This window comes from Xanthobacter sp. DMC12 (assembly GCF_056314105.1).
The window spans coordinates 484,498-511,227 of the sequence record NZ_JBQUYZ010000003.1 but is presented as its reverse complement, the minus strand read 5'-3'; the positions used below and the strand labels follow the sequence as shown (position 1 = coordinate 511,227).

Annotated in this window: 24 protein-coding genes; 9 read left to right on the top strand and 15 right to left on the bottom strand. The window is 68.3% G+C overall.

The genetic code is table 11. The features are described 5' to 3' along the window. On the top strand, positions 1-885 hold an 885-nt coding region (locus ACT535_RS15545; protein ID WP_476365095.1), incomplete at its 5' end, for a branched-chain amino acid ABC transporter permease. A 111-nt stretch (positions 886-996) separates the two neighbouring features. Here the strand turns inward: ACT535_RS15545 and ACT535_RS15540 are convergent. From ACT535_RS15540 to ACT535_RS15525, 4 genes are all read right to left on the bottom strand, one after another. Then, positions 997-2,142 carry a benzoate/H(+) symporter BenE family transporter gene (locus ACT535_RS15540; RefSeq protein WP_476365094.1) on the bottom strand — a complete coding sequence of 382 codons (1,146 nt, stop codon included), beginning with the start codon at positions 2,140-2,142 and terminating at the stop codon, positions 997-999. Positions 2,143-2,188: 46 nt separating this feature from the next. Continuing rightward, complete coding sequence (locus ACT535_RS15535; protein WP_476365093.1) at positions 2,189-3,037, bottom strand: penicillin-binding transpeptidase domain-containing protein; 849 nt, start codon at positions 3,035-3,037, stop codon at positions 2,189-2,191. Beyond that, a complete protein-coding gene (panB, locus tag ACT535_RS15530) occupies positions 3,037-3,879 on the bottom strand; it encodes a 3-methyl-2-oxobutanoate hydroxymethyltransferase (RefSeq protein WP_476365092.1) in 843 nt (280 codons plus the stop codon). Before panB ends, ACT535_RS15535 begins: the two co-directional genes overlap by 1 nt. 113 nt (positions 3,880-3,992) lie before the next feature. Beyond that, positions 3,993-4,559, bottom strand: a complete 567-nt coding sequence (locus tag ACT535_RS15525; protein WP_476365091.1) for an NnrU family protein — start codon at positions 4,557-4,559, stop codon at positions 3,993-3,995. A gap of 270 nt (positions 4,560-4,829) precedes the next feature. Here ACT535_RS15525 and ACT535_RS15520 point away from each other — a divergent pair, with 270 nt between their 5' ends. Further along, a complete protein-coding gene (locus ACT535_RS15520; protein ID WP_476365105.1) occupies positions 4,830-5,261 on the top strand; it encodes a L,D-transpeptidase in 432 nt (143 codons plus the stop codon). A 217-nt stretch (positions 5,262-5,478) separates the two neighbouring features. Next, complete coding sequence (gene guaB / locus ACT535_RS15515; protein WP_168459225.1) at positions 5,479-7,005, top strand: IMP dehydrogenase; 1,527 nt, start codon at positions 5,479-5,481, stop codon at positions 7,003-7,005. A gap of 29 nt (positions 7,006-7,034) precedes the next feature. Here guaB and ACT535_RS15510 read toward each other — a convergent pair whose 3' ends face one another. From ACT535_RS15510 to ACT535_RS15470, 9 genes are all read right to left on the bottom strand, one after another. Next, positions 7,035-7,496 (bottom strand): ion channel, encoded by a 462-nt coding sequence (locus tag ACT535_RS15510; protein ID WP_476365090.1) that lies wholly within the window; start codon positions 7,494-7,496, stop codon positions 7,035-7,037. A 79-nt stretch (positions 7,497-7,575) separates the two neighbouring features. Then, positions 7,576-7,875 carry a hypothetical protein gene (locus ACT535_RS15505; RefSeq protein ID WP_029555160.1) on the bottom strand — a complete coding sequence of 100 codons (300 nt, stop codon included), beginning with the start codon at positions 7,873-7,875 and terminating at the stop codon, positions 7,576-7,578. Positions 7,876-7,986: 111 nt separating this feature from the next. After that, positions 7,987-9,513, bottom strand: a complete 1,527-nt coding sequence (ppx, locus tag ACT535_RS15500; RefSeq protein ID WP_476365089.1) for an exopolyphosphatase — start codon at positions 9,511-9,513, stop codon at positions 7,987-7,989. Position 9,514: 1 nt separating this feature from the next. After that, a complete protein-coding gene (locus ACT535_RS15495) occupies positions 9,515-11,701 on the bottom strand; it encodes an RNA degradosome polyphosphate kinase (protein WP_168459222.1) in 2,187 nt (728 codons plus the stop codon). Between the two features lie 106 nt (positions 11,702-11,807). Then, positions 11,808-12,545 carry an HdaA/DnaA family protein gene (locus ACT535_RS15490; protein WP_476365088.1) on the bottom strand — a complete coding sequence of 246 codons (738 nt, stop codon included), beginning with the start codon at positions 12,543-12,545 and terminating at the stop codon, positions 11,808-11,810. A 4-nt stretch (positions 12,546-12,549) separates the two neighbouring features. Then, complete coding sequence (locus ACT535_RS15485) at positions 12,550-13,761, bottom strand: AI-2E family transporter (RefSeq protein WP_476365087.1); 1,212 nt, start codon at positions 13,759-13,761, stop codon at positions 12,550-12,552. A 57-nt stretch (positions 13,762-13,818) separates the two neighbouring features. After that, positions 13,819-14,349, bottom strand: a complete 531-nt coding sequence (locus ACT535_RS15480) for a CDP-alcohol phosphatidyltransferase family protein (protein ID WP_476328518.1) — start codon at positions 14,347-14,349, stop codon at positions 13,819-13,821. 67 nt (positions 14,350-14,416) lie between these two features. After that, a complete protein-coding gene (gene murA / locus ACT535_RS15475) occupies positions 14,417-15,706 on the bottom strand; it encodes a UDP-N-acetylglucosamine 1-carboxyvinyltransferase (protein ID WP_168459219.1) in 1,290 nt (429 codons plus the stop codon). A 68-nt stretch (positions 15,707-15,774) separates the two neighbouring features. After that, a complete protein-coding gene (locus ACT535_RS15470) occupies positions 15,775-15,987 on the bottom strand; it encodes a hypothetical protein (RefSeq protein ID WP_476365086.1) in 213 nt (70 codons plus the stop codon). Between the two features lie 300 nt (positions 15,988-16,287). Here ACT535_RS15470 and ACT535_RS15465 point away from each other — a divergent pair, with 300 nt between their 5' ends. The 5 genes from ACT535_RS15465 (at position 16,288) to gmk (ending at position 21,091) form a co-directional block, all read left to right on the top strand. Then, on the top strand, positions 16,288-16,524 hold the full coding sequence (locus ACT535_RS15465) for an acyl carrier protein (RefSeq protein ID WP_012115109.1): 237 nt from the start codon (positions 16,288-16,290) through the stop codon (positions 16,522-16,524). Between the two features lie 109 nt (positions 16,525-16,633). After that, positions 16,634-17,896, top strand: a complete 1,263-nt coding sequence (gene fabF / locus ACT535_RS15460) for a beta-ketoacyl-ACP synthase II (RefSeq protein WP_168459217.1) — start codon at positions 16,634-16,636, stop codon at positions 17,894-17,896. Between the two features lie 488 nt (positions 17,897-18,384). After that, positions 18,385-19,422 (top strand): endolytic transglycosylase MltG, encoded by a 1,038-nt coding sequence (gene mltG, locus ACT535_RS15455; RefSeq protein WP_476365085.1) that lies wholly within the window; start codon positions 18,385-18,387, stop codon positions 19,420-19,422. A gap of 92 nt (positions 19,423-19,514) precedes the next feature. Further along, entirely contained in the window at positions 19,515-20,384 is an 870-nt protein-coding gene (locus ACT535_RS15450) for a YicC/YloC family endoribonuclease (protein ID WP_476365104.1), read from the top strand. Between the two features lie 11 nt (positions 20,385-20,395). Then, the gene (gene gmk, locus ACT535_RS15445; RefSeq protein ID WP_476329220.1) at positions 20,396-21,091 is read left to right on the top strand and encodes a guanylate kinase; all 696 of its coding nucleotides are present in this window, start codon (positions 20,396-20,398) and stop codon (positions 21,089-21,091) included. A gap of 31 nt (positions 21,092-21,122) precedes the next feature. On the opposite strand, the gene rnd is transcribed toward gmk, so the two are convergent. Beyond that, on the bottom strand, positions 21,123-22,271 hold the full coding sequence (gene rnd, locus ACT535_RS15440) for a ribonuclease D (protein ID WP_168459216.1): 1,149 nt from the start codon (positions 22,269-22,271) through the stop codon (positions 21,123-21,125). 66 nt (positions 22,272-22,337) lie between these two features. Beyond that, positions 22,338-24,641 (bottom strand): bifunctional diguanylate cyclase/phosphodiesterase, encoded by a 2,304-nt coding sequence (locus tag ACT535_RS15435; RefSeq protein WP_476365084.1) that lies wholly within the window; start codon positions 24,639-24,641, stop codon positions 22,338-22,340. Between the two features lie 302 nt (positions 24,642-24,943). Between ACT535_RS15435 and aspS the strand changes: the two genes are divergently transcribed. Continuing rightward, the gene (gene aspS / locus ACT535_RS15430; protein WP_476365083.1) at positions 24,944-26,716 is read left to right on the top strand and encodes an aspartate--tRNA ligase; all 1,773 of its coding nucleotides are present in this window, start codon (positions 24,944-24,946) and stop codon (positions 26,714-26,716) included. Positions 26,717-26,730 lie beyond the last annotated feature (14 nt).

The window sequence follows — 26,730 nt, the reverse complement described above, 5'->3', positions numbered from 1 at the left end:
CCGTTCGGCGTCTATCCCGTGTTCCTGATGAAGGTGATGTGCTTCGCGCTGTTCGCGTGCGCCTTCAACCTGCTGCTGGGCTACACGGGGCTCCTGTCGTTCGGCCACGCCATGTTCTTCGGCGGGTCGGCCTACATCTGCGCCCACACCACCAAGGTGCTGGGCTTCACGCCGGAGCTCGCCATCCTCGCGGGCGTCGCCTTCGCGGCGCTGCTGGGGCTGATCTCCGGCCTGCTCGCCATCCGCCGGCAGGGCATCTACTTCGCCATGGTCACGCTGGCCCTGGCGCAGATGTTCTTCTTCTTCTGCCTGCAGGCGAAGTTCACCGGCGGTGAGGACGGCCTTCAGGCGGTGCCGCGGCGCCCGCTGTTCGGCGTCATCGACATCAGCCAGGACATCCACCTTTATTATTTCGTGCTGGCGATCTTCCTGTTCGGCTTCTTCGTCATCTACCGCACCATCCACTCGCCCTTCGGGCAAGTGCTGAAGGCGATCCGCGAGAACGAGCCGCGCGCCATCTCCCTCGGCTATCGGGCGAACCAGTACAAGCTGCTCGCCTTCGTGCTCTCGGCGGCGCTGGCGGGTCTTGCCGGCTCCACCAAGGTGCTGGTCTTCCAGCTCGCCTCGCTCACCGATGTCGCCTGGCAGATGTCGGGCGAGGTGATCCTGATGACGCTGGTGGGCGGCATGGGCACCATCCTCGGCCCGGTGGTGGGCGCGGCGGTGATCGTGACCATGCAGAACTATCTCGCCGGCCTCGGCGAATGGGTGCTGGTGATTCAGGGCGTCATCTTCGTGCTCGCCGTCTCGCTCTTCCGCCGCGGCTTCGTCGGCGAGGTGATCGGGATCTGGGCGCAGATGAAGGCTCGCAAGTCCAACGGCTAACCTCGCGGCGTCCGGCTCCGGCCGCCGGACAGACATCCTCCCACCCCGCGGGCGTCCATCGTCCGCGGGGTTTTTGTTTGCGCTCGCGGGGCTTTTGTTGGAACGCCCCCTTCAGCGGCGGCGCACGGTATCCATGGCGAAGACCGCAAGGCCGGCGGCCAGTCCCCAGACCGGGGCGCCGAGACCAAGTGCGCTGATGCCCGACGCCGTGGTGGCGAACGTCACGATGGCGGCGGTGCGGTCCTTGTCCACGTTGAGCGCGGCGGTGAGCGAGCCGGTGAGGGGGGCGATCAGCGCCAGCCCCGCAATGGTGGCGACCAGCGCCGGCGGCAGCGCCGCGAACACCGCCACCAGCGAGGCGCCGGCCGCCGCCAGCAGCAGATAGAACAGGGCATAGACCGGCCCCGCCTTCCACCGCGCCCGCGGGTCGGGGTCGCACTCCGGCCCGGTGCAGAGAGCGGCGGTGATGGCGGCTAGGTTCGAGGCATGGGCGCCGAACGGCGCGGTCAGCACCGAGGCGATGCCTGTCGTGGCGAGGATGGAGCGCACCGGCGGGACGTAGCCGCTGGCCGTCAGCACGGCGAAGCCGGGCAGGTTCTGCGACGCCATGGTCACGAGGAACAGCGGCAAGGCGATGCTGACCAGCACGCCGCCATCGAACTCCGGTGTCACCCACACCAGCGCCGAGAGTTCGGGCGCCGGCATGGGCCCGACCGCCCCCAGCCCGAGGGCCGCGCCGATGCCGGCAACGAGCGCCGCCGGCACCGACCAGCTCGGCGCCAGCCGGCGCGTCAGGAAGAAGGCGGCCACCACCGGCAGGACCAGCGCCGGGCTTTTCACCGCATGTTCGGCAAGCGCCGTGACGAAGCGCACCAGCACGCCCGCGAGCATCGCCGCCGCCACCGCAACGGGAATGCGCGCCACCAGCGTGCCGAGCGGCTTCACCGCTGCGCACGCCACCATGAGCAGGCCGGCCACCAGAAAGGCGCCCACCGCCCGCTCCATGCCGATCCCTGCGCCGAACGCAGCGAGCAGCGCAGCACCCGGCGTGGACCACGAGCTGATGATGGGCATGCGGTGGTGGATGGAGAGGAATGCGCTCGATCCGGCCACTGCGAGGCACAGCGCCGCCACCCAGGACGACGCCTGCGCCGGGCTCGCCCCCACCGCCGCGGCGGCGGAAAGGATGAGGGCGAGCGTGCCGCCGAAGCCCACGAGGGCGGCGACGAAGGCCGACACGATGGCGGAGACGGGCACGCTCAACTCCTCGCGGACGTCTATCGGAAGGCCTCCGCCTACCGGGTCAGGGGGCCTGCGCCGACAGCACCGGGACGAGCGCCGCCAGCGTCTGCCGCCGTGCCACCAGCCCGAGGGATTCGGAGGATGCCATGTCGAGGGAGGTATAGCGCACGAACACCGCGGTGCGGCCGTCCTTCTTCGCAAAGCCGACGAACCAGCCGAACGGCCGTGACCGGTCGCTGCGCCCGTCCGGGAAGCGGCCGTAGCCGGAGCCTGTCTTGCCGAAGGTGAGCCAGCCGGCCGGCTGCTCCTCGATCGCCATGATGCGGATCGTCTGGTCCACGGCATCGGCAGACACCGGCAGCTCGCCCTTCAGCATGCGGCGCAGGAAGTCGATCTGCTCGCGGGGGGAGATGACGAGGGAAGAGGAGATCCAGTAGCGCTTGCCGGGCTCCTCTTCGCCCTTCACCCCGCCCATATTCTCGTTGCCGTAGGTGAAGACCTTGAGGTAGTGCGCCATCCGCTCCCGGCCCAGCTCGCCGGCCAGAACCTCGGAATACCAGACCACCGAATTCTTCATCCAGGAGCGGGGCGTCTGCGGGCCGCGCGTCACCTCCCGTTCAAGGTCGGCACCTGGCGGCGGCTCGTAGACCGGCTGGCTGTCGCTCTTGAGGATGCCTGTGTCGTAGCCCATCAGCGCCAGCACCACCTTGAAGGTGGAGTTGGGCGGGTGCCGCGCGGCGCACAGCCCCTGCTTCGCCAACACCCGTCCGCTGTCGAGATCGGTGACGAGCAGGCAGTCCTCGGCCGCGGCCGCGGGGCGCATGCCGAGAAGCGCCGGGGCCAAAACGAGGGACAGGGTGAAAGCGAGGCGGGCGAGGGGCCGTCCCGCCCCCGAGCGCAAGCGCCCCATCAGGAGGCCTTGGCCGGCTTGTCCACGAGGCGCGGCGCGTAGGTGTGCTCCTTGGCCGGGAAGGTGCGGGCGCGCACTTCCTCGGCATAGGTCGCCACCGCCGTCTCGATGTCCGGGCCGAGGTTCGCGTACTTCTTCACGAACTTGGGCACCCGGTCGCCGAGGCCCAGCATGTCCTCCAGCACCAAGATCTGCCCGTCGCAGGCGGGCGAGCCGCCGATGCCGATGGTGGGGCAGGGGACTTCCTCGGTGATGCGGCGCGCCAGCGGCTCGGCGATGGCCTCAAGCACGATGGAGAAGGCACCGGCCTCGGCCACTGCACGGGCATCGTCGAGGATGATGGAGGCCTCGGCATCGTCGCGGCCGCGGGCCTTGAACGAGCCGAGCGTGTTGATGGCCTGCGGGGTGAGGCCCACATGGCCCATCACCGGCACGCCGCGATCCACCAGGAAGCGCACGGTCTCGGCCATGCGGCGGCCGCCTTCGAGCTTCACCGCGCCGGCGCCGGTCTCCTTCAGCACGCGGGCTGCGGTGTGGAAGGCCTCGGTGGGGCTCGCCTCGTAGCTGCCGAACGGCAGGTCCACCACGATGAGCGCGCGCTGCGTGCCCCGCACCACGGCGCGGCCGTGGACGATCATCATCTCCACAGTGACTGGGACGGTGGTCTCCAGCCCGTGCATCACCATGCCGAGGCTGTCGCCGACCAGGATCACGTCCACGTGGCGGTCGAGCAGGCGCGCCGTGTGGGCGTGGTAGGAGGTGAGCGACACGATGGGCTCGCCCCCCTTGCGGGCCTGGATCTCGGGCGCGGTGACGCGGCGGGCGTCGGCCTGAATGGACATGGCGTTCCTCTTGGCTTGGCCGCCGTCATGGCTGCGGCCGGGGTCGTACGCGGCTCCGGCAGGAGCCGCCCTCACCTGTGCGTTATTCTTGTTCCCCTGCGGCTTTGCCGCTTCTACATCACCGGCACGCCGACGACGTAGGGATGGAATAGGTAGGCGAGGGCGAGATAGAGCACCAGCCCCCCGCCCACCACGAGGGCGTCGCCCGCCCAGTTCTTCGGCGCCACCGGCGCCGGCAGGTTGCGCCGCTTCAGCGAGATGCGGTCGAACACCGCCCAGGCCAGCACCGCGCCGAACAGCACGATGGAGGCGATGTCGCCATTGGCGAGCAGGTGCGCCACCGCCCATATCTTCACGCCCACCAGCATGGGGTGCTTGAGCCAGGCCTTCACATGGCTCGGCACATAGGCGGCGACGATGGCGATGGCGGCGAACAGCATCAGCAACAGCGTGAGGTGCCGCATCCCGACCGGCGGATTCCACACCTGCAGCGGGCCGGAGGCGCGCCACAGGGCATAGCCATACGCCGTGAGCAGCAGTCCCGACGCCGCCAGGAGGGAATAGAAGCCCTTGTAGGGCCCTTCCCCCAATTGGGCGATGAGGCTGGCGCGCAGGCCTCTGACAGTCGTCACCAGGTGGATGCCGAGGAAGACGACGAGACCGAGCAGCATCATCACCATGGGGCAGGTCTCCTTCAGGCGCGGACCGCAGACGTTCGCCGCCGCCGGGCGGACATTAGTGGCACCGGAGCCGGTTGGAAACGGGGCAGGGGCCCGGCAACTGGTGGACGGTGCGAGCGGCGGCAACAGCTTGCGCGCGACCGCAAGCGTGGCACTATGGCTGACGGGAGGGCAGCGGGCATGAGTCTAGCTCTGGTTGTGCGACCGCGTGCCGGCTGGAAGGCCCAGCATCCGCTCGCGATGCGCCCGCTGCCAGGGTCCTGCGGTTGGCTGGCGGCACTTCTCCTCGCCGTCTCGCTCATTTTGTCGCTGGCCTTTGCCGCTCCCGCCTCCGCCGGCACCGCGGCCGTGGTGGCGCGGATCGACCTGTCGCGCCAGACCATGACGGTGAGCGTCAACGGCATGCCACAATATTCCTGGCCGGTCTCCACCGCCCGGCGCGGCTATGTCACGCCCACCGGCGCCTACCGGCCGCAGCGCATGTACCGCAGCTATTTCTCGCGCAAGTATTACAACTCGCCCATGCCCTACTCGATCTTCTTCAACGGGGGCTATGCCATCCATGGCAGCTACGAGGTGAGCCGCCTCGGCGCGCCGGCCTCGCACGGCTGTGTGCGGCTGCATCCGTCAAATGCCGCCACCCTCTATTCCCTGGTGCAGAACTACGGGGCGGGCAACACGCTGATTCTCATCACGCGCTGAGGAGCCGCTTTTCCTGCTCCTCGTCCGGTGCATGCGTGCCCTGCAGCGAATCCCTCGCAACAGGTCTTCTATTCGTCGCGCACCCATGGTATCGGCCACTGCCAACTCGTAGCGAGGCGTCGGAGCCCAAGGCCAGCCCAAGGCTTGGTCCAGGATCTGTCTCTCGTTCCGGCCCCGATCCAGCGGTCGCGTTCCGCGCCGCCACCAGGAGTTGGCCATGACGACCCCCAATGGGACTGCGCATTCGTCCGCGATCGACAGCCGCTCGCGCTTCCGCGAGGCGCTGACGTTCGACGACGTGCTGCTGACGCCCGGCGCCTCCGAGGTGATGCCCGGTCAGGTGGAGATCGGCACCCAGCTGACCAAGACCATCAGCCTCAACCTGCCGATCCTCTCCGCCGCGATGGATACCGTGACTGAATCGCGGCTGGCCATCGCCATGGCCCAGGCTGGCGGTATTGGCGTCATCCACCGCAATCTGTCGCCCGAGATGCAGGCCGAGCATGTGCGGCAGGTGAAGAAGTATGAATCTGGCATGGTGGTGAACCCCGTCACCATCCATCCCGACCAGACGCTCTCCGACGCCCTCGACCTGATGAAGCGCTATTCCATCTCCGGCATTCCGGTGGTGGAGCGCGGCACCGGCGGCATCGCCGGCCGTCTCGTCGGCATCCTGACCAACCGCGACGTGCGCTTTGCCCGCGATCCCGGCCAGCGCGTCGCCGAGCTGATGACCAAGGACCGGCTGGTCACCGTCCGCGAGGGGCAGGTGAACCAGGACGAGGCCAAGCGCCTGCTGCACCAGTACCGCATCGAGAAGCTTCTGGTGGTGGATGCGGACGATCGCTGCGTCGGCCTCATCACGGTCAAGGACATCGAGAAGGCGGTGGCCTATCCCAACGCCGCCAAGGACGAGCAGGGCCGCCTGCGCGTTGCCGCCGCGACCACGGTGGGCGAGGACGGCTTCGAGCGCACCGAGCGCCTGATCGACGCCGGCGTCGATCTCGTGGTGGTGGACACGGCCCACGGCCATTCCCGCAAGGTGCTGGACCAGGTGGAGCGCATCAAGAAGCTCTCCAACCGCACCCAGATCCTCGCCGGCAACATCGCCACCTCCGACGGCGCCAAGGCGCTGATCGATGCTGGCGCGGATGCGGTGAAGGTGGGCATCGGCCCCGGCTCCATCTGCACCACACGCATCGTGGCCGGCGTCGGCGTGCCCCAGCTCACCGCCGTGATGGACGCGGTGGAAGCGGCGCTCCTCACCGGAACGCCGGTGGTCGCCGATGGCGGCATCAAGTTCTCCGGCGATCTTGCCAAGGCGCTGGCGGCCGGCGCGTCCGCCGCCATGGTGGGCTCTCTGCTCGCCGGCACCGACGAGAGCCCCGGCGAGGTGTTCCTGTTCCAGGGGCGCTCTTACAAGTCGTATCGCGGCATGGGCTCGGTGGGCGCCATGGCCCGCGGCTCGGCCGACCGCTATTTCCAGGCCGAGGTGCGCGACACCCTGAAGCTGGTGCCGGAAGGCATCGAGGGGCAGGTCGCGTACAAGGGGCCGGTGGGCGCGGTTCTGCATCAGCTCGCCGGCGGTCTCCGCGCGGCGATGGGCTACGTGGGCGGCAGCAACCTGAAAGAGTTCCGCGAGCGCGCCCGCTTCGTGCGCATCTCCTCAGCCGGCCTGCGCGAGAGCCACGTCCATGACGTGACCATCACCCGCGAGAGCCCCAACTACCCGACCAGCATCTGAAGCTGTTTGGGTGTTCACACCGGCGCGGCTCAGCCCGCGCCGGTGGCACCGCCGCCGCGCATCCGGACCACAAATTCCACCAGGAAGGCCGTGGACCAGGCGACCATCATGGGTCCGATGAGCGATTCGAACCCTGCCAGCGCCCGGAACGCCCTGGCAATGCTCACCCCGTCCGGTCCGAGCGTGGTGTAGGTCGAGAGGGAATAGTAGATCGCGTCGCGCGGGTCGCCGATGGCGTCGAGCAGCACATAGGCGCCGGCCCAGATGCACACCTCCGCCAGATGCACGAGGCTGAGGCTGAGCACGGTCGCGCTGATGATGACGGTTTCCACGAAGACATGGTCGACGTAGATCTTCCCACGGATCCGGCGGTTGAGGCGGCGGCGGATGAGCGTCAGCGATATCGCGTGCGTGACCACCGTAAGCATCGCGAGCACGATGCACGTGACGACCACCGCGAGTACCGCGCCCGAACCGATGTTTCCATCCATGTGCCTTGGCCCGCTCCCGTTTTGAGGGCGCAGACCATATCACCCGACGGCGGCTCTGCCCGCCCCTAGGGAACGATTGTCACACGTTACGGCGGGGATCCTTGGGCGGTGTCACGTCGATCATGCCGCTCTCGTCCGGCGTCCCGTAAGTGCGCGTCTCGCGCAGGTCGATGACCCGGAAGGAAAAGCCGCCGTCGCGCTTCATGCCCGGCGCGCGGCCGGTCACGAGGGCATAGACGCCGCCGCCAATGACCAGGGCGGTGATGACGATGCCCGCCACCAGGATGAGCCCGCCCACAAGCGTGAAGAGGGCGAGGCCCACGAGACCCGCCACCACAAGGCCGGCGATGCCGCCGAAGATGTTCACGAGCTGTTTCATGCCTGAAAGACTGCCGGCCAATTCAGGCGGAAATCCGTGCGGCGACGCAGGGGCACCAGCAACCTTTTCGTGACCGGGCTGGGCGCGGAGCGTGGAGGGGTGGGAGGCGGATCAGTCCGCCGGCCCATCGTCATATTGCTCCATCGCCGGCTCGCGGCCGATCAGCCGGGCGAGTTGGCGCAAGCGGTTCTGCACACGCTCGTTGACCAGTGGCACCAGCGCTTTTGGTACGCTTAGCACCAGCTGGTCGCCACGCACCTTCAGCGGCATGCGGGGCAGGATGCCCGGCATGGCAGCGGACAGCACATAGGCCACCCGCATGGCTGCGCCGAGAATGCGTGCGCGGTCCAGCATTCCAGTGGTGACGAGTTCGAGAATGCGGGTGTCGCTCTCGTCGGCGCCGAGTCCCACATGCCGGAAATAGACCGACAGCGCCACATACGCCCGGCCGGGATGATCGATGCCGGCGAAGGCGGCGTGGGCGATCATGTTGAGGCTTTGCTCGCCGCGATAGTCGGGATGGGCGCGCCAGCCCACGTCCGCCAGCAGGCAGGCCGCGCGGCGCAGGCGGCGCTCCTCCTCCGCTTCTTCCAGCACCGGCGCCGAAGCAAAGAAGCCGTCGGTCCAGGCCACCAGTTCCTCGCCGTGCAGGGGCGAGCGGGAGCGCAGGACGTTCATTTCGGCCGCGGCGATGAGCAGCGGGTCGCCGGCGCGCTCGGCTTCCGGCAGCAGCGAATAGAGCAGCCCCTCGCGCACGCCGAGCGCGGAGATGACAACCTCGGACGGACGCCCCTGCCGCACGATGTTCTCCAGCACCAGCGCGCCGTAGGCGAGCAGGGGCCGGCGGGCGTCGGAAATCACGTCGATATGGGCCAGCGCCTCGGTATCGGCGCGATGGACGATGCGGGTGAAGTCCAGCGCTTCCCGGGCAGGGATGACGTAGCCGTGCATCACATGCAGCGGATAGCCCTTGGTGAACATGTGGAGGCGCGCGAGCGCCCGCCATGTGCCGCCCACCGCATAGAAGGTGCGGCCGGCGAGGCCTTCCAGAACCTGCGCCTCGGGGATGGTATCGCGGACGATCTTCTCCGCCTTGCGCGTCGAGCGCGCGGAGCGGTCCTGGAGGGCGAGGCCGCCCAGGGGCAGGGTCACGCCGGTGCCGACGCAGCCGGCCTTGACGTCCACCAGTTCGAGCGAGCCGCCGCCGAGGTCGCCGACGATGCCGTCCGGCGCATGGACGCCGGCGACGATGCCGCACGCGGCGAGTTCCGCCTCGCGCTTGCCGGTCAGGAGTTCGATGCGGGTTCCGCAGATGGCCTCGCACTCGGCGATGAAGGCCGGGCCGTTCTGGGCGTCACGCGCCGCCGCGGTGGCGAGGGCGTGGACCTCTCCCACCTCCATGGCGTCGCAGAGCGCACGGAATCGCTTCAGGGCCGCGAAGGCGCGATCGACCGCATCCTGCGGAAGCCGGCCGGTGGAGAGCACCTCCCGTCCGAGCCCGCACAGGGCCTTCTCGTTGAAGATCGGCGTCAGCGCACGGTTGAGCCCCTCGTAAACAACGAGGCGCACCGAGTTTGAGCCGATGTCGATGACGGCAACCGGCGCCCCGTGGGACAGCCGGCCTGGCGCATGCGTCAACTCAGCGCCCGCCTCCGCGGCGGACGAAGAGGCTACGCGGCGAAGAATCCTTGAGAGACTTTCCACGTCCGGACAAGCTCGGATTTGTCATGAAGTACTGATGGGCGTTGAACGGTTCCTCGCCCGGCGCCGGGACTATGCGTTCCGAGGAGCCATCCGGCAAGACGCGCCAGCTCTGCTGGTTGTCGATTAGGTTCGCAACCATGATCTGGTCGAGCACCTGTTCATGCACCGTGGGGTTGGTGATGGGACACAGGGTCTCGACCCGACGGTCGAGGTTGCGCGGCATGAGGTCCGCCGAAGAGATGTAGACGATGGCGTTCGGGCTCGGCAGGCCGTGGCCGCCGCCGAAGCAGTAGATGCGCGAGTGCTCCAGGAAGCGCCCGACGATGGACTTGACCCGGATGTTCTCGGAAAGGCCGGGAATGCCGGGCCTGAGGCAGCAGATGCCGCGAATGACGCAATCCACCTGCACGCCGGCGGCGCTCGCGGCATAGAGCGCGTCGATGATCTCGGGGTCCACCAGCGAATTGCACTTCAGCCAGATGGCTGCCGGCCGACCGGCCCGCGCGAACTCGATCTCGTCCGCGATGTGCTTCATCAGACGCGGCTTCAGCGAGGCAGGCGAGACGGCCATCGCGTCCAGCTCGCCCGGCGTCGCATAGCCCGTGATGAAGTTGAAGATGCGCGCGACGTCCTGGGCGATCACCGGGTCGGCGGTGAAGAAGGAGAGATCGGTGTAGATGCGTGCGGTAATGGGGTGGTAATTGCCGGTGCCCACGTGGACGTAGGTGGCGAGCTGCGAGCCTTCCCGGCGCACCGCCATGGAAAGCTTGCCGTGGGTCTTCAACTCGATGAAGCCGAACACCACCTGCACGCCCGCGCGCTCCAGGTCGCGGGCCCAGCGGATGTTGGCTTCCTCGTCGAAGCGGGCCTTCAGCTCCACCAGAGCTGTCACCGACTTGCCAGCCTCGGCCGCCTCGGCCAGGGCCTTCACGATGGGGCTGTCGGAGGAGGTGCGGTAGAGGGTCTGCTTGATGGCGACGACGTTGGGGTCGCGGGCGGCCTGACGAAGGAACTGAACCACCACGTCAAAGGATTCATAAGGGTGGTGAACCAGAATGTCCTTCTCACGAATAGCGAGAAAGCAGTCTCCGCCGTGGTCGCGGATGCGCTCGGGAAATCGGGCGTTGTAGGCCTGAAACTTGAGGTCCGGCCGGTCCACCGAAACGAGCTGGGAAAACTCGTTCAGGGCGAGCACGCCGTCCACCACGAAAATCTCGTCGTCGTTCACGCCGAGTTCGCGGGCGACGAAGTTGCGCAGTTCTTCCGGCATGGCGGCGTCGGCCTCCATGCGGATCACTTCGCCGTAGCGGCGCTGCTTGAGGGCGGTCTCGAACAGGCGCACGAGGTCTTCCGCCTCTTCCTCGATCTCGAGGTCGCTGTCGCGGATGACCCGGAACACGCCCTGTCCCTTCACCGCGTAGCCGGGGAAGAGGCGGGCGATGAACAGGCCGATCATCTGCTCCAGCGTCATGAAGCGCAGCGCGCCGGTGCCGAGGTCCGGCAGGCGGATGAAGCGATCGACCTTCGCCGGAATGCGGATGAGCGCGTTCATGCCCCGCCCGTCCGACTGGCGCACCAGCTGGAGCGCCAGCGAGAAGCCGAGGTTGGGAATGAACGGGAAGGGGTGCGCCGGATCGATGGCGAGAGGCGTCAGCACCGGGAAGACGTAGTTGAGGAAGTGGCGCTCCAGCACCTCCAGGTCCTCGGGCGTCCCGTCCGCGCCGTCCACGAGCACGATGCCGGCGCCGGCGAGGTCTCGCCTCAGTTCGCGCCAGCGGCCCTGCTGGTCGGCGATCAGCTGCGCCGCGGCGGCGAGAATGGTGGTGAGCTGCTCGGAAGGGGTGAGGCCATCGGGGCTCGGGGTCTGCACGCCCTCGCGCACCTGCTCCTTCAGGCCGGCGACGCGGACCATGAAGAATTCATCGAGGTTGTTGGCGGAGATGGAGAGGAAGCGCAATTGCTCCAGCAACGGATGATTGCGATTCTCCGCTTCCTCAAGCACGCGGCGGTTGAAGCCGAGCCAGGAAATCTCGCGGTTGATGAACCGCTGCGGTGACTGCGCGAGCGGGCTTTCCACTTCGGCGACGACTTCGGTCTCGGAGAGAGCCACAGCCTCGTTCATGCCCATTCGCTCCCGTCGCTCCCTCGTGCCCCAATGGCGGAAACCGGCCGGACCATGGCTGGCTTGGATGACCACTCTATGACATTGCGGCGCCCGTGCATGCTCCTCAATCTTCCGACTGGGGAGATGCGCCCGAGGGCGCCTCGTCCGGCAGATCGGCGAGCGCGGTCGCCAGCACCTGGGCAGCAAGAGCACGCGTCACCGGACGCCGGGCGGCCAGCGCTGCCTGGTCGAGCGCCTCAACGATCTGTTGCGCGCCCGCGACCGAGCGCGGGATGCGCAACAGCAGGTATTGCACGGTTGCCTCATCCACGGCGAGCTGCCGGTCGGCGAACAGCTTGACCAGGACCGCGGCGAGCAGCGCATCGTCCGCCGGGGCGATCTCGAACACCGGGATCGCCCGCAGCCGGGAGGCGAGGTCGGCTGTGGCGAGGGTGAAGCCGGAGGGCGGCGTGCGCGCCGTCATCAGCAGGTAGGCCTGCTGCTCGCGGGCGAGATTGAGCAGGTGGAACAAGGCGGGCTCGCTGAACGTCGCCGGGTCGAGGTCTTCCAATACCAGCGCATCATGGGCGAGGGCCGCCGGCACCGCCTCGCGGGCGAGATCGGAGGCGGCCAGCGTCAGCGCGCCCGAACGCTCGGCGAAGATGGCGGCGAGGTGGCTCTTGCCCGCGCCCTCCGGCCCGACGAGGCAGGCGACGCGCGACGGCCAGTCGGGGAAGGCGTCGATCAGGGCGAGTGCCGCCGCGTTGCCGGGCGCGGCCAGGAAGTCCTCGCGCCGGAGAGCGGGCTGGTTCGGCAGATCGAGGGGAAGCTGTCGCGGCGGCTCGGCCGGGGTGCGGGGCATCGGCTCAGCGCGTCTCGGCGGGCGGATCTTCGTCCGCCGCGCCCTGATAGAGCGAGGACTGCATGTAGCGGGCGATGGCGAAGCGCACCAGCACGCCGGCGACGGCCGTGAGCGGAACCGCCAGCAGCAGGCCCACGAAGCCGAAGAGATAGCCGAAGGCGAACAAGGCGAACATCAGCCACACCGGGTGCACGCCGATGCTGTCGCCCACCAGTTTTGGCGAGAGCACATAGCCCTCGATGGTCTGGCCGGCGACGAAGATGGCGAGCACGGTGCCGATCATGCTCCAGTCCGGGAAGAACTGGACGATGGCCACGCCCATGGCCAGCACGAAGCCGGTGAGCGAGCCCACATAAGGGATGAAGGTGATGACCCCCGAGACGATGCCGATCAGCAGGCCGAAGTTCAGCCCCACCATGGAGAGGGAGACGGCATAGAAACCGCCGAGCAGCAGACAGACCATGGCCTGCCCGCGCACGAAGCCGGCCACGGCATTGTCCATGGCGTGGGCGAGGCTCCTCACCACCGGGCGGTGCGGCACGGGAACCAGCCGGTCCACCAGACCCACCATCTCGTTCCAGTCGCACAGGATGTAGAACACAACCACCGGTGTCACCACCAGCAGCGCGAACAGCGAGATCAGCGCCTGCCCGCCGGACCAGACCGACGAGAGCAGGCTCAGCACATGGCTCACCCCCTGCGTCATCAGGTCGGAGATGGAGCGCTGCATGTCCGGCAGCCGGTCGCCGACGATGCCGCTCAGCCATTCCCGGTTTTCTTCGGTCAGAAGGCCCTGCAGGCGCGTCACATAGGACGGCAGGCGCTGGATGAACTCGAACAGCTGGGACGACAGGATGGGCAGCGCCAGCAGGAAGAACAGCATCACCAGCAGCAGCATGATCCCCACCACGACCAGCGCGGAGAGGGTGCGGGCGACGCCGATGCGCTCCAGGCGCGCGACGACCGGATTGAGGAAATAGGCGAGGACGATGCCGGCCACGAACGGCAGGAGGATGCCGGCGAGCAGCCACAGGACGACGGCGGTGAGCAGCAGCGCGCCCACCCAGAAGCGGGCCTGAATGCGCACGGAGGGGCCCTCCACCTCGGCATGGACCGGCAGGGGCATGCGCGGCAGGCGGGCGAAGGCGGCACCGCGCCGCGCCGGCGACGTGGGGTCGCTGCGGAGTTCCGGCATACGGGTGCGGTCGCCGTCCATCACCTTGCGCCTTTCAACCGGCCGCCCCGAGAAGCGCCGATCCTGAACCGTTGCCCCTCAGCTTGCCATATGGCGCGTCCATGCGGCGAGATAGGCAGCGGCGGAAAGGCCCGTCAAGAGGCCGACAAGCACCAGCCCCAGATCGTACAGGCCGGGCACCGTCACCCCGAAGCCCGCGCTGGCAAGCACAAGGGCGGCGAAGCTGATCTGGGCCGCCGTATTGACCTTGGAAATCAGCAGCGGGCTGATGGTTACCGGCTTCGCCATCACCAGCGACAGCACCACCGCGCCGATGATCATCACGTCCCGCGACACCACCGCGATGGCCACCCAGCGCGGAATGAGGCCCACCACCGCCAGCGTCACGTAGATGGAGACGAGGAGCGCCTTGTCGGCAACAGGGTCCAGATAGGAGCCCAGCTCCGTCTGCATCTGGAAGCGCTTGGCGATGAAGCCGTCGAGCGCGTCGGAAATCCCGGCCGCGAGGAACAGCCAGAAGGCGAACAGCGGTTCGCCGGACGCAATGGCCCACACCACGGCCGGCACCAGGAAGATGCGCAGCAAGGTGATGATGTTGGGGATGCTCACGGCTCTTCCGCCACCCTGATAGCGTTGAAAGGCCCGTCATTGGGGGCGCGGAGGGCTCCGCGCCAGTTCAGCCGCTGATGCGCTCGATCTCGGCGCCGCAGCGCGACAGCTTCTCTTCCAGCTTCTCGAAGCCGCGATCGAGATGGTAGACGCGCTGGACCATGGTCTCGCCCTCGGCGGCGAGGCCGGCGATGACCAGGGAGACCGAAGCGCGCAGGTCGGTGGCCATCACCGGGGCGCCGGTCAGCCGCTCGACGCCCTCCACCACGGCGGTGTCGCCGTCGAGCTGGATGCGGGCGCCGAGGCGGGCCAGCTCCTGCACGTGCATGAAGCGGTTCTCGAAAATGGTCTCGGTGATGCGCGAACGACCCTTGGCCTTGGTCATCAGGGCCATGAGCTGGGCCTGGAGGTCCGTCGGGAAGCCCGGATAGGGGGCGGTGGAGACCTCCACCGGCAGGATGCCGGCGCCGTTGCGGCGCACGCGAATGCCCTCGTTGGTGGCGTCGATCTCCGCGCCGGCGTGGCGCAGGGTCTCCAGCGCGTCTTCAAGCAGGTCCGGACGGGCGCCGGCGAGCATCACGTCGCCGCCGGTCATGGCCGTCGCCATGGCATAGGTCCCGGTCTCGATGCGGTCGGGCAGCACCGCGTGGCGGGCGGCCTTGAGGCGCGGCACGCCTTCGATGCGGATGGTGGAGGTGCCGGCCCCCTCGATGCGTGCGCCCATCTTGATGAGACAGTCGGCCACGTCGACGATCTCGGGCTCGCGCGCGGCGTTCTCGATCACGCTCTCGCCCCGGGCGAGGGCGGCGGCCATCAGCGCGGTATGGGTCGCGCCCACCGACACCTTCGGGAACACGATGCGGGCGCCGGTGAGCCCGCGCGGCGCCTTGGCCAGCACGTAGCCGGCGTCGATCTCGATGTCCGCGCCGAGCGCGCGCAGGGCGTCGAGGTGGAAATCAACCGGCCGCGTGCCGATGGCGCAGCCGCCCGGCAGGGAGACCTTGGCGACCCCCATGCGGGCGAGGAGCGGCCCGACCACCCAGAAGGAGGCGCGCATCTTCGACACCAGTTCGTAAGGAGCGACGGTATCGACGATGACGCGGGCATCGATCTCCAGCGTCTGGCCGGCATAGGGGTCGTCCCCATTGCGCTTGCCGTTGGTGGTGATGTCCACACCGTGATTGCCGAGGATGCGCTGCAGCAGCGCCACGTCCGCGAGCCGCGGCACGTTCTCGAGAATCAGCTTCTCCTCGGTCAGGAGGCTGGCGATCATCAGCGGCAGGGCTGCGTTCTTCGCGCCCGAGATGGGGATCGTGCCCTTCAGCTCGTTGCCGCCGACGATGCGAATCTTGTCCATGCCGTCCTGTCCTTGCCTTGCGGGCGGCGCCCCCCGAGCCGGCCGTAAGCGGGTATAAGAGGAAAGCTCTAGCCCGCCTCGCCGTCCGGCACAATCGCGGGCTTCCCCTCGGGCGGGGCGCTGCTACCACCCGTTGCGGGATTTCCACCGGAAGCCTCGGGAGAAGACGACGGATCGGGCGCCTGCGGCGCGCGCCGGGCGCGGGCCTGCGTCTTGCGGCGCTGGAGATTGGCGCGCAGGGCGGCGGCGAGGCGGTCCGATCGATCCGTGTCAGATGCCATGATGTTCCCTTTTCGTCCCATTAAAGCTGGTCCCAAGCCGGCGCAAGGGCACCCTTTCTCCTTACCTTTGCGTGCATTGCTGGCCTTGCCGCAGGGAGTGTGCTAACGAGCCCAATTGCTGGGCCGGGGGCACGCGGGCGTTCAGGCGCTCCACCATCCGCGCGCGGCGCGAGGACGGACCGACGCAATCTCGTCTCCTTCGCGACGGAGGGGGACTGGGCACGGCGGAAAAAAGGCATTATGCCCTCGTCCAGCCGCCGAACGGCAACGGGATTATCCGAACAACCGAGGGTTCGATCTATGAGTGACATCGCCGAGCGGGTGAAGAAGATTGTCGCGGAGCATCTGGGGGTTGAGCCCGAGAAGGTCACGGAGAGCGCCTCCTTCATCGACGATCTCGGCGCCGACAGCCTCGACACCGTGGAACTCGTGATGGCCTTCGAGGAGGCTTTCAACTGCGAGATCCCGGACGATGCCGCCGAGACCATTCTGACTGTGGGCGACGCGATCAAGTTCCTGGAAAAGAACGCGGCTTGATCCATTCGCGTGTCCATCTGGCGGTCGCGTGGCGCTCGGCGCCCGCGGCCGTTGTTGCACCGGGCCGCGCGCCAGGCGCGCTGATTGCCCGCCTCCCGGAGTTTTTCCCATGAGACGTGTTGTCGTCACCGGCCTCGGCATGGTGACGCCGCTCGCCTGCGGCGTCGAGCCGACCTGGCGGCGGCTTCTCGCCGGCGAAAGCGGTGTCAAGGCGATCAGCCATTTCGAGGTCGCCGACCTCGCGTGCAAGATCGCGGCGAACATCCCACGCGGCGACGGGTCCGACGGCACCTACAATCCCGACCAGTGGATGGAGCCGAAGGAACAGCGCAAGGTCGATGAATTCATCGTCTTCGCCATGGCCGCGGCCACCCAGGCTCTGGACGACGCCGGCTGGCATCCCACGGAGTACGAGGACCAGATCACCTCGGGCGTCCTGATCGGCTCCGGCATCGGCGGCATCGAGGGTATCGCGGATGCGTCCCTGCTGCTGAAGGATCGCGGCCCGCGCCGCATCTCGCCCTTCTTCATTCCCGGCCGGCTCATCAACCTCGCCGGCGGCTACGTCTCCATCGCCCACGGCCTCAAGGGGCCGAACCACGCGGTGGTCACGGCCTGCTCCACCGGCGCCCACGCCATCGGCGACGCCGGCCGGCTGATCGCCCTCGGCGATGCGGACGTGATGGTCGCGGGCGGTACCGAATCGCCGGTCAACCGGCTCTCCATCGCCGGCTTCGCGGCGTGCAAAGCCCTTTGCACCGCCTTCAACGAAGACCCCACCCACGCCTCGCGCCCCTACGACAAGGACCGCGACGGCTTCGTCATGGGCGAGGGCGCCGGTGTCGTGGTGCTGGAAGAGCTGGAGCACGCCAAGGCCCGCGGCGCCAAGATCTACGCCGAGCTGGTCGGCTACGGCCTCTCGGGCGATGCGTTCCACATCACCGCCCCGTCCATGGACGGCGACGGCGCCTATCGCTGCATGTCGGCGGCGCTGAAGCGCGCGGGGATGACGGCCGATGACATCGATTACATCAACGCCCATGGCACCTCCACCATGGCCGACGAGATCGAGCTGAAGGCGGTGGAGCGGCTCCTCGGCAATGCAGCGGCCAAGACCGCCATGTCGTCGACCAAGTCGTCCATCGGCCACCTGCTCGGAGCCGCGGGCTCGGTGGAAGCGATTTTCTCCATCCTCGCCATCCGCGACCAGATCGCCCCGGCGACGCTGAATCTCGACAATCCGTCGGTGGAAACGCCTATCGATCTGGTGCCGCTGACACCCAAGCCGCGCAAGATCGATGCCGTGCTGTCCAATTCCTTCGGATTCGGTGGCACGAACGCGTCGCTGGTTTTCCGCCGCTACGCCGCCTGATGCGGCCCGACGGCCGGGCTCGCGCCCGGCCGCACGACGCTGGGACAGCCTGCCCCCGTCACGCCCGAATGTCCCTTTAGCAAGCCGCCAAAAGGTGGCTGACTGCCCCGCCGACAGGGCGGGAGCCTTCGCCGACGACAAGGGAGCCCGGGATGGCCCAGTCCAACGACGGATCATCGACGCGCGAGGAGCCGGTGGAGGCCGGGAGCACGGCAGCCCCGACGCCGGCATCTTCCGAGCTTGCCGCGCCGCAGTCTCACGCCGGTGCAGGCGAGGAATCGCCGCTTCTGCCGAAGGGGCAGGTCCGTCCGCCCGTGCCTGCACGTGATGCCAATTCGGGTGACGCCAGCGTGTCCACCCCGCCGCGCCCGCCCGCCGCTCCGCCGATGCCCACCGGTCCCGCCCGCGGTTCCAAGCAACGCAAGGCGCCGCCGCGCCGGCCGCCGCCGAAGCCGCCCAGGCCATCGCGCAGCGCGCGGCATCCCGCGGTGACCATCGGCAGCGGCATCTTCACCTTTCTGCTGTTCGTCTTCGTGGCGGTGGGGCTCGCCGGCTGGTACGGCCAGCGCGCCTTCACCGAGCCGGGCCCGCTGACCACCGAGAGGGTGGTGAACATTCCGCGTGGCGCCGGCGTGCGCGACATGGCGGAAATCTTGGAGCGCGAGGGCGTGGTCCAGAGCTGGGTGCTGTTCGTCGCCGGGCAGAAGATCGCCCGGCCGGATGCCTCGCTGAAGGCGGGTGAGTACGTGTTCAAGCCGGGCCAGTCGGTGGCGAGCGTCATCGACACCATCGCCTCCGGCAAGGTCGTGCTCCACCAGGTGACCATCCCCGAGGGGCTGACCAGCCAGCAGGTGGTCAAGCGGCTGATGGACAACGATCTTCTCACCGGCACGCCCGCCGTGCCGCAGGAGGGCACGCTGCTGCCCGAGACCTACCGCATCCACCGCGGCATGACCCGGGACGCCGTGCTGCAGGAGATGGCGGATGCCCAGAAGAAGCTGCTCGCGACCGTCTGGGCAAAGCGGGCGCCGGACCTGCCGCTCAAGAGCCCGCAGGAACTCGTGACCCTCGCCTCCATCGTCGAGAAGGAGACCGGGCAGGCCGACGAGCGACCCAAGGTCGCCGCCGTGTTCGTCAATCGCCTCACGAAGAAGATGCGGCTTCAGTCCGATCCGACCATCATCTACGGCATCGTTGGCGGCAGAGGCTCGCTCGGCCGGCCCATCAGCCGCACCGACATTGCCACCGCGACGGCCTACAATACCTATGCCATCGACGGCCTGCCGCCCGGCCCCATCTGCAATCCGGGCAAGGACGCGCTGATGGCGGCCGCCAACCCGCCGAAGACGAAGGATCTGTTCTTCGTCGCCGACGGCACCGGCGGCCACGCCTTCGCCGAGACCCTGGCGGATCACAACAAGAATGTCAGCCGCTGGCGGGCGATCGAGCAGGGCGCAGCCCCGGCCCAGGGCGGGCAGTCGCCCGCAGGCCCGCCCACCACATCTCCGGCCGCCCCCGGCCGCTGACCGACACGGAGACGGCGATGGCCGCGGGACCGATCATCAAGCGCGCAGCGGTCTCGGCCGGAAAGGTGGAGCCGAGGACGCCGCTCGCCAGCATGACCGGCTTCGCCCGCGTCTCGGGCTCGCACGGTCCATGGCGCTTCGGCTGGGAAGTGCGTTCCGTCAACGGCAAGGGCCTCGACCTGCGGCTCCGCCTGCCGCCCGGCTTCGAGGCGATGGAATCGGACGTCCGCAGCCGCACCGGGCAGGTGCTCTCCCGCGGCTCCGTTTCCGCCAATCTCACCGCCACCCGCGAGGGCGAAGCCTCTACCGTCCGCGTCAATCAGGGGGCGCTGGAAGCGCTTTACCGCGCCATGGCCGAGAGCGCACGTCGCCTCGGTGCCGCCGCTCCCACCCTTGATTCGCTCCTCGCCGTGAAGGGCATGGTTGAAATCACCGAGGCCGAGGACAGCGAGGAGGAGCGCCGCGCCCTGATGGCCGCCGTGCTCGAAGCGTTCGACCGGGCGCTGGCCGATCTCGGGACCATGCGCGAGCGGGAGGGCAGCGCCCTCAATTCCATCCTGACCGAGCGGCTTGATTCGATCACCGGCCTTGTTTCCCGCGCCGAGCGCCTGCCCGAGCGGTCGGTCGAGGCGGTCAAAGGCCGCATCGCAGATCAGGTCCGGGTGCTGATGGAGGCCGCCTCGCTGGATCCGGATCGTCTCCACCAGGAGGCCATTCTCGCCGTCACCAAGGCCGATGTGCGCGAGGAACTCGACCGCCTCGTCGCCCACATCGCCGCCGCGCGCGACCTGATGGCGGCCGGCGGCCCGGTGGGGCGGCGGCTGGATTTCCTCGCCCAGGAGTTCAACCGCGAGGCGAACACCCTGTGCTCAAAGTCCAATTCCGTGGCGCTCACGCAGATCGGGCTTGACCTCAAGCTGCTCGTGGATCAGTTCCGCGAGCAAATTCAGAACCTCGAGTGAAGTCCGCCGCGATGCCCAATTCCGCCTCTTCCTCCGTGTCGCCGCACTTCGCCCTGCCGGGCTGGAAGCCCGGGGCAGGGGTGCTGGCGCGCCGCGGACTGATGCTGGTGCTCTCCTCCCCGTCGGGGGCCGGCAAGACCACGCTTTCCCGCCTGCTGCTGAAGAGCGACGACCGCATCACCATGTCGGTCTCGGTGACCACCCGCGCGCCGCGGCCGGGCGAGGAGCACGGCAAGGACTACTTCTTCGTCGATCGCGACACCTTCCACCGGATGCGCGACGAAGGCGAGCTGCTGGAGCACGCCACGGTCTTCGAGAATCTCTACGGCACCCCGCGCGGCGCCGTGGAACAGGCCCTCTCGGCCGGGCGGGACGTGCTGTTCGACATCGACTGGCAGGGCACCCAGCAACTCGGCGAGAGCGCCCAGCAGGATCTGGTGAAGGTCTTCATCCTGCCGCCGTCGGCGGCCGACCTGGAGCAGCGGCTGAGGTCGCGGGCGCAGGATTCGGAGGAGGTCGTGCACCAGCGCATGGCCAAGGCCTCGGACGAGATCAGCCATTACACCGAATACGACTACATCATCATCAATCACGACGTGGAGGACAGCCTCGCCAAGCTCACCGCCATCCTTCAGGCGGAGCGGCTGAAGCGGCGGCGGCTCACCGGGCTTTCGAGCTTCGTGAAGGGCCTGCGCGACAACCTCTGAGGGACCTCGCGGGACGGTGAGAGGGCGGTGCCTACTTCTGCACCGCCACCACCTTGCCCTTGTCCACCGCCAGGGCAAGGTTGCCGGCCTTGAGGGCGAGGGCGTGAACCCCGAACAGCTCGCGCCGCCAGCCCTTCAGCGCAGGCACGTCGGCCTCGTCGCTCACCGCGATCCGCTCCAGGTCCTCGGTCGTCGCGATCACCTTGGCGGCCACGGCGTTCTGCTCCGCCGTCATGCGCAGCAGCACCTTCAGCAGCTCGACCGTAGCACTGGCGCCGTTGGGCAGGGGCTTGTCCCGCTCGATGCGGGGCAGGGTCTTGGGGTCGCGGGCGACGCCGCGCTTCACCGCCTCCAGCACGGCCTCGCCGTAGCGCGAACGCTCGAAGCCCTTGGGCAGGGACCGCAGCTCCGCCAGCTTCTCGGGAGTTTGCGGCTGCTGCACGGCGATCTCGCCGATCACCTCGTCCTTGATGACGCGACCGCGCGGCAGGTCGCGGGTCTGGGCCTCCCGCTCGCGCCACGCGGCGACTTCCACCAGCACCGCCAGCTCACGCGGCTTGCGCACGCGGGACTTGAGCCGCTCCCAGGCCTGCTCGGGGTGCTGCTCATAGGTGGCGGGGGATGTGAGGACGTGCATCTCCTCGCCCACCCATTCGCCGCGGCCGCGGGCGTCGAGGTCGGCGGTCAGCTTGATATAGATGTCCCGCAGATGCGTGACGTCGGCGATGGCGTAGGTGATCTGGGCCTGGCTCAGCGGCCGGCGTGACCAGTCGGTGAAGCGCGAGGACTTGTCGAGGCTGTGGCCGACGGTGCGCTGAACCAGCTGGTCGTAGGAAATGCTGTCGCCGTATCCCAGAACCATCGCGGCCACCTGGGTGTCGAACACCGGGTGCGGAATCAGCCGGGCCTGATGCCAGATGATCTCGATGTCCTGCCGCCCGGCGTGGAAGACCTTCATCACCCGCTCATTGCCCATGAGCCGATAGAAGGGGGCGAGGTCCAGCCCATCCGAGAGCGCGTCGATGAGAATGGCCTCGTCGGGAGAGGCCACCTGCACCACGCACAGCTTCGGCCAGAAGGTGCTTTCCCGCAGGAATTCCGTGTCGACGGTGACGAAGGGGTGTCGCGCAAGACGCTCGCAGGCAGCTGCCAGCGCCTCGGTCGAGGTGATGGGGTCCATGCTGCAAACATACCCACGACGACGCGTTCGGCAAAGGAAATGTGGCGCTATGTTGTCAGAAAGGCGTCAGGCAGCCGAGGCGCGGGCGCGGCGCAGGGCTTCCTCTGCGGAGCCCGGACGGCCCAACAGGTAGCCCTGCAAGTGTGAGCAGCCTTCGGCCGTGAGCAGCCGGCGCTGACCCTCGGTCTCGACGCCTTCGGCGGTACAGCGCAGCCCCAGCGTGCGGGCGAGGCCGACGATTGCGCGGACGATGGCGAGGCTCTGGGGCGAGGTCTCAACCTGCTCGATGAACGAGCGGTCCACCTTGATGCGGCCGATGCTGAGCGTCCTGAGGTAGCCGAGGGAGGAATATCCGGTGCCGAAATCATCGAGCGCGACCGTGATTCCCTCTTCGCTGAACTGTTCGAGGGTCGCCCGCACCATGGGGCCTTCGTGCAGCAGGGTGCTTTCGGTGATCTCCACTTCGAGCCGCGAGGGGGCGAGGCCCGAGCTTTCAAGCGCGCTCCGCACCTGCCGAAATGCTTCGGCGCCGCGGAACTGGACGGGCGAGAGGTTGACCGAGACGACAAGACCGTCAGGCCAGGCGGTTGCGGCGGTGCAGGCCTCGGTGAGAACCCAGGCGCCGAGGGGCAGGATGAGCCCGGTTTCCTCGGCGACCGGGATGAAGCTTTCCGGATTGACCAGCCCGCGCTCGGGATGGCGCCAGCGCAGCAGCGCCTCGAAACCGGCGATTCGGCCCGATTCGGCCTCGACGATGGGCTGGTAGAGCAGGAAGAACTGATGCTCCCGCCATGCGGTCTGGAGGTCTACCTCCATCTCCCGCCGCTCGCGGACCAGACGCTCCATCTCCTCAACGAAGACACGTGCAATGCCCCGCCCATCGGTCTTGGCGCGATAGAGGGCGAGGTCGGCATTCTTGAGCAGCGCCGCCACGTCGTTGCCGTCGCGCGGGGCCATCACGATGCCGATGCTGCAGCCGCTGATGATGCGGTGGAGACCGAGGTGAAGCGGCGTCCGCAGCGCGTCGATCAGGCGTTGGGCGAGTTCCGTCGCCTCGCTCTCGCGCGTCACCCCCACCAGCACGACTGCGAACTCGTCGCCTCCCAGGCGCGCAGCGAAATCCTCGGGGCCGAGCAGGCCGCGCATGCGTTCCGCCAGTTCTGCCAGCATGGTGTCGCCGGCGTCGTGGCCCAGGGTGTCGTTGACGGTCTTGAAATAATCGAGGTCGAGATAGATCAGGGCGAAGGGCGTCCCGCCGCCCCGTGCGCCCAGGAGCGCGCTCAGCCGTTCGGCGAAGGCGAGGCGGTTTGGCAGGCCCGTCAGCATGTCGATCCGCGCCATGGCGTGCTGCGTCACAGCGAAGGCGCGCTCATCGCGAAGATGCCGGCCGAGGCCCCAGGCGGCGAGGACGATGGTGAGGCAGAGCAACCCGGCGGCCACGAGCAGAGGCGTCGCCCGCTGCCACATAAGGGCGTCGAGGGACGCAACGCTGTCGCTCACCACCACCGCCACCGGCAGGTCACCGACCGCGTGGACGGCGGCGATGCGGGCCTTCTCGTCCAGCGTGCCGGCGGGCAGCTCAGCCATCTGACCGCTGCCGAACACCGCCGCCGCGGTCCGCGCGCGCACGGCGGAATCGCGGGGAGACAGGCCGGCGGAGCCGGGATTGCGGGCGAGCAGCGCGCCGTCCGATCGCACCAGAGCGATCATGCCGTCTCGGCCGAGCCGGATGCCGCCGTAGAAGCGCTCGAAATAGGCTTGCTCCATGGCTCCCAGCACCAGGCCGAGGAAGCGGCCGGAGCTGTTGGCGAAGCGCTTGGCAATATAGATGGTGACTGAGCCGGTGCCGCGGTTCGGGACCGGCTCGCTCAGGAAGATGTCGGGTCCCCGCATCCCTTCGAGAGCGAGGAAATAATCCCTGTCAGATACGTTGACCGCGGGGATGGGCCAATAGCGCGAGAAGTTGAGGAGCTTGCCGGTCTCGTCGATAATCGTGATGGCGTCGACAAAGGGCAGACCGGAAATCTTCTCCCGCAGGGTCGCGTGGATGTCTTCCCTCGACATGACGACGGCAAGCTCGGCCTGCGTCTCGATGCCTTTTTCGCGCGCATGGGCGATGAGGTCGTCCTGGATGAGGCCGACGCTCTGGAAAGCCCGGGCGGTCTGCTCGGACAGCGTCACCGCCAGATTTTCCAATTCCCTGGTGCGGTCCGCAGCGCCATCGTGCCACAGCCGCGTCACCAGCAGGCTGGTGGCCGAGATGACGCAGATGATCAGGGCGATGACGATGAAGGCGAGCCAGAGAGGCCCACGCAGCGCCGGGCCAGCCACGTCCGGCGGCCCGGTCTCCCGCCCCTTCGGCGTCTCCATGCCGGCCTCACTCTCTGTCACACCCGCACCCGCACGACCCGTCGATTGAGACACGGCGAAGCTGAACCTACATCCTTCGCGCACGGCTGAACAGGACTGCGCGCTTGACACGGGCCGGAACGCATGCACCTTCGCCCCGCCTCAGACGCGGACTTTCGAGCCGTGGCGCGCGGTGACGCGGCGCCCGGCGCGCAAGCGGCGCCTTGGGGGTCCGGTGCGCGCCAATGGCCTGCGCGCGGACCCTCGGGCAGCAGGGTTTTTCGCCCCGTGTCTTCCCTGATCAGCCTTGAAAGGGCGACCCCATGCACCGTTACCGCTCCCACACCTGCGGCGCGCTTTCGACCGCCGAGGTGGGCCAGATCGTCCGCCTCTCCGGTTGGTGCCACCGCATCCGCGACCACGGCGGCGTGCTCTTCATTGACCTGCGCGATCATTACGGCCTTACCCAGGTGGTGGTGGACCCGGACAGCGCGGCCTTCAAGGACGCCGAGAAGGCGCGGTCCGAGTGGGTCATCCGCATCGACGGCAAGGTGCGCCTGCGCCCGGAGGGCACCGAGAACGCGGACCTCACCACCGGCGCCATCGAGGTCTATGCCACCGACCTTGAAGTGCTCGGCCCGGCGGCAGAGCTGCCGCTGCCCGTGTTCGGCGACGTGGAATATCCGGAAGAGACGCGGCTCAAGTACCGCTTCCTCGACCTGCGCCGCGAGAAGCTCCACCGCAACATCATGACCCGTGGCGCCATCATCGACGCCATGCGCCGGCGCATGAAGGATCAGGGCTTCTTCGAGTTCCAGACGCCCATCCTCACGGCCTCTTCGCCGGAGGGCGCGCGCGACTTCCTGGTGCCCTCGCGCCTGCATCCCGGCAAGTTCTATGCGCTGCCCCAGGCGCCCCAGCAGTACAAGCAGCTCATCATGATGAGCGGCTTCGACCGCTACTTCCAGATCGCCCCGTGCTTCCGCGACGAGGACCCGCGCGCCGACCGCCTGCCGGGCGAGTTCTACCAGCTCGACCTGGAGATGAGCTTCGTCGAGCAGGAAGACGTGTTCGCCGCCATGGAGCCGGTCATCACCGGCGTGTTCGAGGAATTTGCCGGCGGCAAGCCGGTGACCAAGAACTGGCCGCGCATCCCCTATGCGGAGTCGCTGCGCAAGTACGGCACCGACAAGCCGGACCTGCGCAACCCCCTCGTCATGCAGAACGTCTCCGACCACTTCCGCGGCTCGGGCTTCAAGGTGTTCGCCCGGATGCTTGAGGTGGAGAAGAACGAGGTGTGGGCCATCCCCGGTCCCGGCGGCGGCTCCCGCGCCTTCTGCGACCGCATGAACAGCTGGGCGCAGGGCGAGGGCCAGCCGGGCCTCGGCTACATCATGTGGCGTGAGGGCGGGGAGGGCGCAGGTCCCCTCGCCAACAACATCGGCCCCGAGCGCACCGAGGCGATCCGCGAGCAGCTCGGCCTCAAGGCCGGCGCCGCCGCTTTCTTCGTTGCGGGCGACCCGGACAAGTTCGTGAAGTTCGCCGGCCTCGCCCGTACCAAGGTGGGCGAGGAGCTGAACCTGATCGACAAGGACCGCTTCGAGCTGGCCTGGATCGTCGACTTCCCCTTCTACGAATATTCGGAGGAGGAGAAGAAGGTGGACTTCTCCCACAACCCCTTCTCCATGCCGCAGGGCGGGCTGGACGCGCTGAACACGCAGGACCCGCTGACCATCAAGGCGTTCCAGTACGACATCGCCTGCAACGGCTACGAGATCGCCTCCGGCGGCATCCGCAACCATCGTCCCGAGGCCATGGTGAAGGCGTTCGAGCTGGCGGGCTATGACGAGGCGACCGTGGTGGAGCGCTTCGGCGGCATGTACCGCGCATTCCAGTACGGCGCCCCGCCCCATGGCGGCATGGCTGCGGGCGTGGACCGCATCGTGATGCTCCTGTGCGGCACCACCAACCTGCGCGAGATCTCCATCTTCCCCATGAACCAGCAGGCCCTGGACCTGCTCATGGGCGCGCCCAATGAGGCGAGCCCCAAGCAGCTGCGCGAACTGCACATCCGCCCTGCGCCTCAGCAGAAATGATGCAGTCCCCCAGT